Origin of the sequence: Paenibacillus campi (assembly GCF_034659835.1) — a bacterium.
GTDB classification, from domain to species: Bacteria; Bacillota; Bacilli; order Paenibacillales; family Paenibacillaceae; genus Saccharibacillus; species Saccharibacillus campi.
Genome location: NZ_JAXSQZ010000003.1, coordinates 257227 through 269624, shown reverse-complemented (window position 1 = coordinate 269624; position 12398 = coordinate 257227). Strand labels below are relative to the sequence as shown.

The 12398-nt window shown below is 47.1% G+C and carries 10 protein-coding genes; 4 read left to right on the top strand and 6 right to left on the bottom strand.

From position 1 onward, the window contains the following. Positions 1–29: 29 nt before the first annotated feature. A complete protein-coding gene (locus U1I11_RS09930) occupies positions 30–485 on the bottom strand; it encodes a hypothetical protein (protein ID WP_322905941.1) in 456 nt (151 codons plus the stop codon). A 252-nt stretch (positions 486–737) separates the two neighbouring features. On the opposite strand from U1I11_RS09930, the gene U1I11_RS09925 reads away from it, so the two are divergent. Together U1I11_RS09925 and U1I11_RS09920 are read left to right on the top strand one after the other, a co-directional pair. Continuing rightward, positions 738–1412, top strand: coding sequence for a response regulator transcription factor (locus U1I11_RS09925; protein WP_322906191.1), 675 nt, complete (start codon positions 738–740; stop codon positions 1410–1412). Continuing rightward, the gene (locus U1I11_RS09920) at positions 1378–2814 is read left to right on the top strand and encodes a sensor histidine kinase (RefSeq protein WP_322905940.1); all 1437 of its coding nucleotides are present in this window, start codon (positions 1378–1380) and stop codon (positions 2812–2814) included. The genes U1I11_RS09925 and U1I11_RS09920 overlap by 35 nt, the downstream gene beginning before the upstream one ends. Positions 2815–3173: 359 nt before the next feature. Here the strand turns inward: U1I11_RS09920 and U1I11_RS09915 are convergent, their stop codons facing one another. Together U1I11_RS09915 and U1I11_RS09910 are read right to left on the bottom strand one after the other, a co-directional pair. Next, a complete protein-coding gene (locus tag U1I11_RS09915; RefSeq protein WP_322905939.1) occupies positions 3174–4250 on the bottom strand; it encodes an SDR family oxidoreductase in 1077 nt (358 codons plus the stop codon). A 102-nt stretch (positions 4251–4352) separates the two neighbouring features. After that, positions 4353–5060: a DL-endopeptidase inhibitor IseA family protein gene (locus U1I11_RS09910; RefSeq protein ID WP_322905938.1), complete on the bottom strand. Its 708-nt coding sequence runs from the start codon at positions 5058–5060 to the stop codon at positions 4353–4355. A 281-nt stretch (positions 5061–5341) separates the two neighbouring features. Here U1I11_RS09910 and U1I11_RS09905 point away from each other — a divergent pair, with 281 nt between their 5' ends. Then, the gene (locus U1I11_RS09905) at positions 5342–5749 is read left to right on the top strand and encodes a MerR family transcriptional regulator (protein ID WP_322905937.1); all 408 of its coding nucleotides are present in this window, start codon (positions 5342–5344) and stop codon (positions 5747–5749) included. A gap of 424 nt (positions 5750–6173) precedes the next feature. Beyond that, positions 6174–7589: a M28 family peptidase gene (locus U1I11_RS09900; protein ID WP_322905935.1), complete on the top strand. Its 1416-nt coding sequence runs from the start codon at positions 6174–6176 to the stop codon at positions 7587–7589. 200 nt (positions 7590–7789) lie between these two features. Here the strand turns inward: U1I11_RS09900 and U1I11_RS09895 are convergent, their stop codons facing one another. The 3 genes from U1I11_RS09895 to U1I11_RS09885 form a co-directional block, all read right to left on the bottom strand. Continuing rightward, entirely contained in the window at positions 7790–9757 is a 1968-nt protein-coding gene (locus tag U1I11_RS09895) for an ATP-dependent DNA helicase (RefSeq protein ID WP_322905933.1), read from the bottom strand. 227 nt (positions 9758–9984) lie between these two features. Next, a complete protein-coding gene (locus U1I11_RS09890) occupies positions 9985–11508 on the bottom strand; it encodes an ABC transporter permease/substrate-binding protein (protein WP_322905932.1) in 1524 nt (507 codons plus the stop codon). Continuing rightward, positions 11505–12353, bottom strand: coding sequence for an ABC transporter ATP-binding protein (locus tag U1I11_RS09885; protein ID WP_322905931.1), 849 nt, complete (start codon positions 12351–12353; stop codon positions 11505–11507). Before U1I11_RS09885 ends, U1I11_RS09890 begins: the two co-directional genes overlap by 4 nt. Between the last annotated feature and the right edge of the window lie 45 nt (positions 12354–12398).

Genomic DNA, 12398 nt, shown 5'->3' with positions numbered 1-12398 from the left:
TGTATTGCTATTACAGTATGAACTGCAGCTTAAGAAGCATGTGTGCGTGTATGCACTTTTTTGGCAGACGATGTTTCGGAAGAATACGTTGACGGCGTTTTTGTGGAAGTCGATTTGTGATGAGTTTCCAGCTTTTTACTCGTTGTGGAATGTGCGCTCGTTGGTGTGCTCGTCGCGGCGATCTGATTCGAATAGTTAGCCGCGCTAAATGCTGGGGTTACGGTCGTTACCGCTGCGGCATTATTGCTGTTCGAATCGCCACTGCTGCTTTCCTGCTGCCATTGTTTTTTCAGCCCGGCGGATACTTGTTTATGCTGAGCGGTAGTCGCTTCTGTTGCTGTATTATCCGTTGTCGTTGTATCGTTTGTAGTTGTGGCAGAAGCGGATGTTTTGCCTGTATACCCGATAAAACCGACAAAACCAGTGAATAAAAGTGCGCTGGATACACCTGTCATCCATTTGATCAACGTTTGATTTTTCATCATATCCCATCCTTTTATCGTAAATGAAATAATTGACTGCTGTAATGCTATGCCTGCTTGATCGTACTGAGTGTAATCGGCAATGGTGAAATTATGGTGAAATTGTGAAAGTTACTAGCTTTTGGGCGATCGCTGCATCAAAATAAATCGTTCATTGCTCGTTGGCGTAGGGAAAGTCTGAATTTCACTCCATTTTCACCGTAACATGATATGCTGGAGCTATTATTGACTATATAGAGAAAGAAGTGGGCGATGATGCACGTTTTGCTGGCGGAAGACGATACCCGACTCGGGGAATTGATTGTACACATGTTGCAAAAAAAAGCAGGTTATACGGTCGATTGGGTAATGACCGGCAATGATGCGTATGCACATATTGAATACAGTTCGTACCCGATTTTAATTCTTGACTGGATGATGCCGGATGGTGACGGTTTGAGTTTGTGTACACGGCTGCGCAAAGAAGGATATACCGGTGCTATTTTGATGCTGACTGCACGCGATGCGCTGCAAGATCGAATCGATGGTTTAGATGCCGGTGCCGACGATTATTTGGTCAAACCGTTTGAGATTGGGGAGCTGTTAGCACGGCTACGTGCTTTATCGAGGCGCAGTCATGCACCGATTCAGGCGGACGAGCTGAAGTTTGGCGAGCTAGTGCTTAATCGTACCGATCAGACAGTTGCACTCGATGCACGCTCGGTACAACTGACACCGCGTGAATTCCAGTTATTCGATCTGCTTGTGCAAAATCGTGGTGTTGTGCTGACACGCGAAGTGATTTTGGATCGGGTATGGGGAATGGAAACAGATGTAGGGCCCAAAACGATCGATGCGACGATTAAGCTGTTGCGGCGCAAGCTTGCTGAGTTGGACAACAAGGAGCTGATTCAGAGTGCACGAGGACTCGGTTACAAAGTGGAAAAATAAATGGCTAAAGCGCCCTCGTGCTAATTACAATATTTTCCAAAAAACTCAACGTAGTCTGACGTGGAAATATAGCTTGGTGTTGATCGCGTTTTTGCTGCTGTTTGTGCTTATTTTGTATGGATTGCTCTATTATTTGCTTATATTTAGTCCTACGGTCGATGTGCATGAAACGATCGAACAGAAAATACACGCACTAAAGGTCGATCGGCAGCAAGATGACGATGATTCGCTCAGTCAATATATCGAATATTATACATTGTACGATACGTACGGCATGGGCAATGTATTGATCGAACCTACTGGCACTATGAAAACAGGCACTTCCATCTACTCTGCCAGTTTAAAAACATTGATTCAACATGCTCGCGCACAAGGTAAACGTCTTCCAACCAATCGCAATCAACATTTGCTGCTCAAAGGTACGGCGATCCGCTTACCTGAACAGCGACCGGATAAGGATGATTTAGATGATCAACCGGATCGTTCAGCAATGGTTCCACAGACGATTCGAATGCTTATTACCGGGGAAATGGTATACGATGGCAGCAAGCCGATCGGCATGTTGTATGTTGGCAAAGATGTGACCGGCTCGTATCATCAGTTTTACAAATTGATGCTCGGTTTGGGAGCGGCGTTTTTGTTATTTTGCGCGCTTGCCGTCTATTTTAGCTATCGAATGGCAGCCAAAGCGATGGTGCCCATTCTTGCCTCGTATGAACGGCAGCGCAAATTTACGGCAGATGCTTCGCATGAGCTACGCACACCGCTTAGTGTATTGTTGTCGTCCATCGATACATTGCAGATGGAAGATGCGGTCGAACATGATCCGTTTGCTGCCAAAGTGGTGCAAAATATGAAAGAAGAAGTGCGGCGTATGATCCAGCTCTCCGGCAGTCTGCTCACACTAGCACGTTCGGATTCAGGACATAGTGAACTGAATGTGGAGCAACATGATCTACAAGCGGAAGCGGCACGCACGCTCGCATCGATCCGTCCGCTAGCAGAAGCCAAACAAATCAGCTTGCACTATGATGCACCTGCTGCCCTGCTTCTGCGCTGTGATGCCGAACGCATTCGGCAGTTGTTGATCATTTTGCTTGATAATGCGGTTAAATATACATCTGCAGGCGGGCATGTATCGCTCACGTTAGAACAGCTAGTTGAGAAGCCACATAGCATACTTATTCGGGTCAGCGATAACGGTATTGGCATTCCGGACGATGATCAACGTCATATTTTTGATCGTTTTTACCGGGTCGACAAATCGCGTACACGCCGTATTGAAGGGTATGGACTCGGCTTGTCGATTGCGCGCTGGATTGTGGAAGCACATCAAGGCACGATCGAGGTGGAAAGTACGCTCGGAGTAGGCAGTACATTTACGGTGCGTTTACTAGCATAAATAGATGACTGCTGTGCTGTCTCAAGTGAAAGTTAGTTTTCGATGTACGCAAACTCGATTGTGATCAAACGATGATGTGATAGCCATACTAGGATTGGGATATTCCAATTGCAGCGGTTATTATAGGTGAGATTCGTTTATTGTTTGTTTTGTGGATGATAACGTTGGATTAGGTACGGCTCCGAAAGATAATGCAAAGACCTGTTAACTGCCGTGAAGCCGTTAACAGGTCTTTGATGATGTTTGATGTATAGTATACACTTGCTGGAATGAATACACATTTTGCCTTATAGCGAACGTATCGTACAGAACATGATGTATAGATAGTGCAATGGCACGAAGCGGATCACCATACCGTCTTATTGCGGTGCATCATGATCGATCGTTTCCAATGGTAGCCGTACAGTTGTAGTCGGCTGATGATCGCATTTGTTTTTGGCAACAGCAAAAGCGATCGTTGCCAGCCCTGCCAGTGCGAGTGTCGTAATGATCGGATGACGGCTCGCTTCAACATACAAGCTTCCTTTACGAATATGTCCTTCCTGACTGCCGCGTTCATGCAAACCGTAACCTGGTTTGTACAATGCGCTCTTTTGCTGCGGAATCGATGGACGGTCTTTGGATTGCTGACCACGGGACATTAATGATTCAAATACGATGTCCGTCAAACGCGGCGCAGCATTGCCAAACATCGCACCAAGTCGTGCCTGTGAGCCGACAAACATATCGCGTTTTGGATGTTCTGCCGCATATAGAATCGCACGAGCAACCGATTCTGGCGGATAAATCATACCGCGATGAGCCGGCTGCTTATCGAGATAGCTATGTGCATGTTCATTGTATGGTGTATCGATTCTGCCTGGATGAACGAGTGTAACGGACACAGGTGCTTTATCCTTTTCCAGCTCCATCCGCAAATTTTCGGTCCAGCCATGTACGGCAAATTTAGCCGATGAATAGGTCGATTGAAGCAATACGCCCCGATCACCGAAAATGCTGCCGATATTAATGAGTGCGCCTGGTACGCCGCGTTCGGTGAAATGCTGTACCGCTACGCGCGAACCGTACACGACGCCCCAGTACACCGTATCAAACATACGTTTCATATCGTCCACACTCACTTCGGTCGATTTGCCAAAAATCGATACACCCGCATTGTTCACCCAAGTGTCAAAACGACCAAACGTACGAATTGCCGTCTCAGCGATCCGTTTGACATCTTCCTCTTTGCCCACATCGGCGGTTACCCATGTGGCAGGATAACCTTTGCCGCGCAGCTCGGCAGCTAGCTGAATAATCGCTTCTTCATTGCGTGCAGCCAATACGACTTTTGCGCCTTTGGCTGCTGCCATTCTTGCTGTCACCAGTCCGATGCCGCTTGATGCACCGGTTATTACGATAACCTGATCTTTAAGTTTTTTGAGTGATATTGCCATGATGGTGACCCCTCCTCGAAATAGTCTCTACAACAATTTACCCCCATCGCATTCATGCCAATCCTGATCGAGCAGGATGATGCCTTGCGGGCATGCCAATCGTTAAAAGATCAACTGCGGAGCGGTATTCACTTTCCATAGTCCGTCAACTAGACTGAATTTGACCACGATGCGCTCGACCGGAGCCGCATTGTTCGCATACGGTACGGTAAGACGGTATACGCGTGCAGTATTCGTCATGCTGATCATTTTGGCTGTCGAGCGCTCCCAATCAAGCATGCTGCCACCGTCCGCGTCCGGCTGTGCCATCCGCCCGTTGTATTGAATAAAAAATTTACCGATCAGCGCATCGCTCGCCTGACGGGTAAATGCCTGCTGTAAATAGTCGCTCAGCTTCGCACGGGTACCGATATCTTCAGACAGATAACGATAGGACATTCCTTTATACTGAAATGTACGGTTATCACTGCTGAATTGTCCGCCTTCCATCACATACGTATAACGCCTTTGCGCTTCGACGATAAGTGGAATCGCGGTCGTGCTGTTTAGCTTCGTTACCCCGCCCCATTCTTGTGTAATCGTAACGGTAGGCGAATCCATTGGAATCGTATCATCCGGTATTGTAATCGTTACCGGCGTATCCGTCGTCACTGCCGTTTGCGATGATACAGTCTGTGAAGCCGATTTGCCCGCAGGCAGCAATGCCGCTGTGTTCGCTTGCGCTCCAGCCAAGCCGGTATGTGCATACAATGCAACCGTCACCACAGTACCAAGCAGGCAAGCATTTGTTAACATTTTGGTCAAATTCATAAGTAGATTCGTTCCTTTCGATTGGGCATGGATTACAATAACGATGACTGAAAATGAGCGGTTATGTCATGTTTACACTATACTACAATCCGGCGAACTAGACCAAGTTCAGATTGTGGCATTACGGTAATCGCTATCCATGAATGCATACATACAATTACATTAATTGGAAATCATTATTCAGCTTGACCTTGAAGTATAGTTCAACCGTTATAGTGTAATGACTGTCCGAACTATGATATAAACGTACGACAAATTACAACGAAAATAGGAGAATACACATGAAACTAATGACCCGAGGCGAAATTGCCAAAAAAACAGGCGTAAGCGCCGCTACGCTGCGCTATTATGAACAGCATCACTTTTTACCTGCCCCTCAACGCAATGCTAACGGCTATCGAGTGTATACGCCAGATTACCTCGTCAAAATTAAATTTATTAAAGATACTAAATCATTAGGCTACTCGCTCAAACAAATCAAAAAAATGTTAGAAATGATCAATACAAACATAGAACCAGCTACATTAAAAACAATAGTACATGACCAAATAGACGAGATTGAACAAAAGATTAATCATCTGCGTACGATTCAAAATTTTCTAGCCAATCTGTTAACTACTTCGGATCAAGACATACAGGCGTACGTTGAATCGTTTCATGTTCAGCAAGAAACAGATGATGACGAGTAAAGTATATGCAGCACGCTGCGGGATATTATGTCTGCTGTTGGTGTTAAGTACTTGTATATGGAGCGGGTTGTCCACTGCAATAAGTATAACTACAATCATCATGCTAGTCGCCCAGTTAACAATCGGTGCTTTTTTCCATCCTAACGGTAACCGCGTTTGGGCGTATGGCGGTGCACTTATCGCTGAAATTTTATTTTTAGCAACCGAAACGTTTTGGATGCTAGCAATAGCTAATTTACTGCTGTTCGTGGCAGGAATATGGAATATCTTTTTTGCTGGAGGGCGTCAACATACGCATGCCCGGTCAGTCGTTCGCAGCGTTTTATATCGTCTTTTGGCTATCGTGACGAGTGTTTGTTGGATCGTAAATCTGTATGCTCCGCCGCTAACAAAACCGGTCACTCTCCCTCACTTGACGAAAGGAATGATTGGCATCGATCAGCAACGATTTGATTCTACTGCAACGATGTTGCAACATATCGAAATTATGAATTCGTTCGGAAGTCGTGTAACAGGTTCGCCAGGGCATAATCAGTTCATTGCTTGGCTAAAGCAGCAGTTGACGGCAATGGGGCTTACAGTGCACCGCGATCAGTATACGTTTGACCGCTGGCAAGAGAAGCACAGTGCGATCATTATTAATGACGCGCCAATCCACACATCTTCAGCATTTCCTTACTCTGGGCAAACTGATAAATATGGCGTGACCGCAGAGTTAGTCTACACGAAGACGAGCAATTATGCACAAGCGCAAGGGAAAATCGCCGTCGTTAACATAAACAATTTCAAACATTTCCCGCTAGGATTGGTCATGAATAGGCGTGAATCATTTCGAACGCCAACCGGTATTCCTGCTGGTGAAGGTGATCTTGTGCTAACGACCGCTTTAAAACATGCCAATTTGCAAACAGCTAAGCAATATGGCGTTAAAGCCGTTATCCTCGTCTGGAATGGTGTCTCCAACGACAAGATAGACAAGCAGTATCTCCCGTTTACAGAACCTTACGCAGGCATCCCGGCAGTTTGGGTAAATGAGACGGAAGGACAGAAAGTAATCCGCGCAGCACAGGCGCACCAAGCAGGCACGGTCATTTTGGAAGCGGAACAACAGCACCAGGCAGTGACGGAATCTTTTTATGTGAAAATTGAAGGCAAAAACAAACAAGAATCAATCATTATTAACACACATACCGATGGTGTCAATGTGATCGAAGAAAACGGTGCGATCGGCATGTTATCGATGATTCGTTATTTACAGCAGCAGGAGCAACCGGAACGCACGCTCATTTTTGCTTTTGTGACAGGGCATTTTAGATTGCCTGAATTTAAAGGCACATCGCAAGCTACGTCAACTTGGATGCAAGCTCATCCTGAACTATGGGATGGCAAACATGGACATGTAACAGCGGTGGCAGGCATGACTGCCGAGCATTTGGGCAGTCTGGAATGGAAAGATAACGCTACCGGAACGTATGAATCGACAGGGCAGATCAGCACAGAATTCGCTTATACCGGTAATGAAATGATGAGTGCCATTTGGAAAAGAGCGCTTGCAGATCGACACAATACACGCACCGTTATGTTGCGTGGACATAATAAGTTTCAATTCGGAGAAAGTCAGCCGCTTTTTAATGCCCGGATTCCAATGATTGGCTTGATCCCGATGCCGGATTATTTGCTCGTCGATCGTCCGGATCGAGCAATGGATAAATTTGATATTGATCTGATGCATGAGCAAGTCGGTTCTTTGTTAAAAGCATTACAAATGATCGATCATACGGCAACGACTCAGCTAGGCAAAGCAGATCGCTATTCATTTTTTGTCGGCAACACGCATTAGATAGCCAATGAAGGCGTGCACGCAAACTGAAGCGATGTAGTCAATATGCTAAACATCCGGTTTCTCTTAAGCAGAGAACCGGATGTTTAGTAAGTTTATCATCATCGCTTTGCTTCATTCCATCCTAGCTACTCGGATAGGGTTGCCACGCTGTTTTTGGTTGATCTTAATGATAACTACAATACGGTATCATCAACATATTACGGCAATAGCTGCACAACCGCCTGGCGCACTTCATCACGCGCCAGTTCATGCCCGAAAATGGACACAGCGCCCGCATCATCACGCGACCGGATTAGGCGACCGATCCCTTGGCGCAAGCGAAGCAGCATATACGGCATATCCACTTCACGGAATGCATCGCTTGCTTCTGCACGACGGGAGGCAAATACCGGATCATTAGGCGGAAACGGCAATGACCAGACGATCACACGCGACAGTGACGGCCCAGGGATATCAAGACCTTCCCATAGCGTTACCGCACATAATACGCTCGTCTCCTCTTGCTGAAAAGCAGCGATCAGATGGCTAATCTCTGCGGTGCCTTCATACAGCATCCGGTATGACAACGGCTCTGTCCTTTCCAATACCGTCTGTGCGGTGTGACGGAACGCTTCCAGCTCCTGTAGGGAAGAAAACAGGATTAGCGATCGACCGCCACTCGCCTGCACAAGTGACAGTACATGTTCGGTCTGCACACGCACATATTCCGGTGTGCCCACTTCAGCTAGCGTCGCTATACCGGTTGATACTAGCGGCGACGGGAACAGCTCAGCTTGCATTTGCTGCTCATAATCGTAAGGCGAAGCGACCGAAAAAGACAAGTATTTCTCAATGCCAAGACTATCGGCAATATACGCAAACGATCCGTCTACCGACAATGTTGCAGATGAGAAAATAACCGGCATTTGTTTATCAAATACCATTTCGCCTAACACTTCTTTGACTTTTTTCGGCATAATGACGAGTGTCAAATCGTCTCCTACACCTTCTACCCAAGAAATCAGTTGATCTTGCTGACGGCACAGACCGAGCGCAAGCTGAATCATTTCCAAATGTTCTTCTACGATTTTGAGCTGGTAATCGTCGAGCGTAAACAGACCGCTTTCAAATACAAGCTCCTCCTCGATCACATCGATCTGCCGTTTCACCGCAGCAATCCCTTGCAGCAACTCCTCATTCCAGCCGATATCGCGGCGATTGGAGCCAGGCACCGGACGGCTATATCGATCTAGCAACCCGAACAACTGATCACTTTGCACGATTACATCTTCTACTGCGAGCGCTAACGTTTCACGCACTTCTCCATCCAACAGACGGGTTACGATATTTTCAAACAATGCTTGTTTCAGTTTGTACGTTAACGCATTTTGCGCCGCCGTTTCCAGCAGATGACCTTCATCAAATACGACTGAACTATGCTCAGGCAACAGCGGCAATTGACCTTCACGCTTGCGTCCTTCATATGTCCATACATGCTCCATGTAGAAATCATGTGAACAGATGATCAGATCGGTCGCTTTGCGGTAATGATCCCGTGACAGCGTTTGTCCACAGCGATGGCGCTGTGAGCAGACGAGGCAATCTTGAAACACATCCCAGCCGATTTGGTTCCATTGTTCATCGCTTAGCTCCGGGTACTCTTTGCGATTACCGTACGGATAAAAACGCTGCAATGTATCCGAATAATGGACAAATTCCGGCAAATCCGCATAAATATTACGATACAGATCGCCTGCCGACGGCTCGGTACGCACGACGTCCAGCTTGTTCAGGCAAATGTATTGATCCGGTGACTTGCCAAGTCTAGCATCCACTTGCAAATCCAAATAACGCGCCAGCTTACTAATATCACCTTCCGGCTTGACCAACTGCTCGATTAGCGACTCGTCCGCACAAGCGATAATCGCCGGTTTGCGTGTATACCGTGCATAAGCGATCGCATACAATAAATAGACAAGTGTTTTACCTGTACCGACACCTGCTTCGGCAAAAATCGTCTTCTTCTCGGCATACGCTTTTTCAAGCTGAAATGCCATATAAATCTGCTCATCCCGCAGCTCCAGCCCAGCCTCCGGTAAAATGTCATAAAACACATCGGCAATCCACTCGCCAGCCTGCTGTACAAATGGACGCGATGGATCAAATGTAAATGGATAAGTGCTCAAGCTTGTAATTCCCCCACCCGCTAAAAAATATCGTACACAACGCTTTGTTTTGGACCTGCTTGGCGTACGATTGCATCATTATATTATAACGGATAGAGCAGCGGTAGGGAAAGAGATTTTAAAATAAATTATAGATGGTTATACTATACGACCTCATGCATAACAGAGCCGATACGCCCATCATTCGGTTCCGTTAGCTATGCGATGTTAATCATGTTGTTGCCAGTTTACTTTAGCAACCCTTTTTGCTGTAGAAAACTGCGTGCTACTGCGGCTGCCGACTCGCCGCCAACATTGACACGATAGTTCATTTTCCGCATCTCATCATCGGTAATTTGACCGGTTAGCTTGTCGAGTGCAGTGACGACTTCAGGATCGTTTTTGTACGTTTGTTCACGCATTAACGGTGCACCTTGATAGGGCGGGAACAGACCACGATCATCTTCCAACACCCGCAGTTTATACTGAGCCAGCTCACTATCGGTCGAATACGCATCGATCAACTGAATGTCACCGGCTTCAATCGCACTGTAGCGTAGCTTTGGCTCCATCGTGGTCAAATTCGGAAATTGCAATCCATACAGCTTTTGCATGCCGACATAGCCGTCATTACGATCGGCAAATTCACGCGTAAAGCCGACTTTGATCGTAGACGCTACTTTTTGCAGATCAGAAATCGTTTGGATTCCATTTTGCTCGGCATACGCTTCCGGCACGGCGAGTGCATACGTATTGTTATATTTCATCGGTGGTAACAGCTCCATATTAAACTTTTGCCGCATGCCGTTGCGTGCTTGTTCATACACTTTGGCACTGTCAGTACTAACCGCATCTTCACGCAAAAATTCAGAAATTGCTGTACCGGTAAATTCCGGATAGAGATCGATACTTTTATTTTGCAGCGCATTGAACAGGAACGATGTTTTGCCAAGCCCCGGTTTAAGCGATACGTGCAAATTCGTATCTTGCTCGATTAGCTCTTTGTACATATTAATAAGAATTTCCGGCTCGGCGCCCAGCTTGCCTGCAATGACGAGGTCTTTTTGCGATTGATTGACCAGCGGCAGCACGGTTGCCGCTACGACGACAACCGCTGCCAACGCTAGCATCCATACCGCACGTCGAAAGCTGGCGCGCTCGATCACACGCAGCAACAAATCGAATACGATCGCCAACAGCGCCGCTGGAATCGCACCGAGCAAAATCAACGCCGTATCATTACGATCGATGCCGAGCAAAATAATATCGCCTAGCCCGCCCGCACCGATCAATGCCGCCAATGTTGTAGTCCCGATAATGAGCACCATCGCCGTGCGAATACCTGCCATAATAACAGGCAAGGCGAGCGGCAATTCAACTTTAAACAGACGCTGCCCACGCGTCATGCCCATCGCGTCCGCCGCTTCCAACAGTGAAGGATCGACCCGGCGAATTCCGGTATACGTATTGCGCAAAATCGGCAGTAGCGCATAAATGACGATCGCTACAATCGCCGGTACGATGCCGATCCCAAGCAGCGGAATAAGCAAGCCGAGCAACGCCAGTGACGGAATCGTCTGCAATACTGCCGCTACGCCTAGTACGCCTTCGGATATTTTCAAATGGCGTGAAATGTAAATACCGAGCGGGATCGCAATGATGAGCGCGCACAATAAAGCGACAAAGGAGATCAAAATATGTTGAGTTAACGCCTGCACCCATTGATCCTGACGTTGAATCCATACATGAACAAGATTGCTCCATAGGCTCACTTGTTCCGCCTCCCTTCATCATCCGTGCGCTGCCCGGCAACGGCATTGCCTGATATATCGTTCGCCGTAGCATCGATAGCTGGAGGAATGGAAGCCGCCTGTATATATGTATCCATTGTTGGCGTTGCTGCCTGGAAAAATTCACGAACAAAATCATCCGCTGGACGTTGCATTAACATTTCCGGTGTGTCCACCTGTACCATGCGCCCATCCCGCATCAAGCCGATCCGATCACCTAGCTTGATCGCTTCCTGAATGTCATGGGTTACAAACACGATCGTTTTACGGATCGTTGCTTGCAGTGCAAGCAGATCATTTTGTAACCGTTCGCGCGCAATTGGATCAAGCGCACTGAATGGCTCATCCATCAATACGACAGGTGGGTCGGCAGCAAGTGCGCGCAGCACACCGATCCGCTGCTGCTGTCCTCCAGACAGCTCAGACGGTTTGCGGGTACGGAATACGGATGGATCAAGCCCTGCCATATGTAGCAGTTCGTCGATACGCTTATCGATTCGCGTACGCTCCCAGCCACTTAGCTCAGGCGTAATTGCAATATTTTGCTCCACTGTCATATGGGGAAACAGCGCGATTTGCTGCAATACATAGCCGATCCCGCGCCGTAATTCATAGGGTCGCATATTTTGTACGATCCGCTCATTTACCTCGATCGTGCCATTGCTCGGCTCAATCAGGCGATTGATCATTTTGAGCGTGGTCGTTTTACCACAGCCACTCGGCCCAACGAGCACGAAAAATTCGCCTTGTTTAATATGTAAATCCATCGGCTGTACAGCAACTGTACCGTCATCATACTGTTTTGATACGCTATTAAAAGTAATCATTTCTCGCCTCCTGACTCATTGTTCGCTGCTCATTTGCTATTACCC

What these genes read in the sequence shown, in the direction of transcription:
- U1I11_RS09930 (WP_322905941.1), bottom strand. Translation starts at nt 485, where the DNA reads ATGATGAAAAATCAAACGTTGATCAAATGGATGACAGGTGTATCCAGC.
- U1I11_RS09925 (WP_322906191.1), top strand. Translation starts at nt 738, where the DNA reads ATGCACGTTTTGCTGGCGGAAGACGATACCCGACTCGGGGAATTGATT.
- U1I11_RS09915 (WP_322905939.1), bottom strand. Translation starts at nt 4,250, where the DNA reads ATGGCAATATCACTCAAAAAACTTAAAGATCAGGTTATCGTAATAACC.
- U1I11_RS09910 (WP_322905938.1), bottom strand. Translation starts at nt 5,060, where the DNA reads ATGAATTTGACCAAAATGTTAACAAATGCTTGCCTGCTTGGTACTGTG.
- U1I11_RS09905 (WP_322905937.1), top strand. Translation starts at nt 5,342, where the DNA reads ATGAAACTAATGACCCGAGGCGAAATTGCCAAAAAAACAGGCGTAAGC.
- U1I11_RS09900 (WP_322905935.1), top strand. Translation starts at nt 6,174, where the DNA reads ATGATTGGCATCGATCAGCAACGATTTGATTCTACTGCAACGATGTTG.
- U1I11_RS09885 (WP_322905931.1), bottom strand. Translation starts at nt 12,353, where the DNA reads ATGATTACTTTTAATAGCGTATCAAAACAGTATGATGACGGTACAGTT.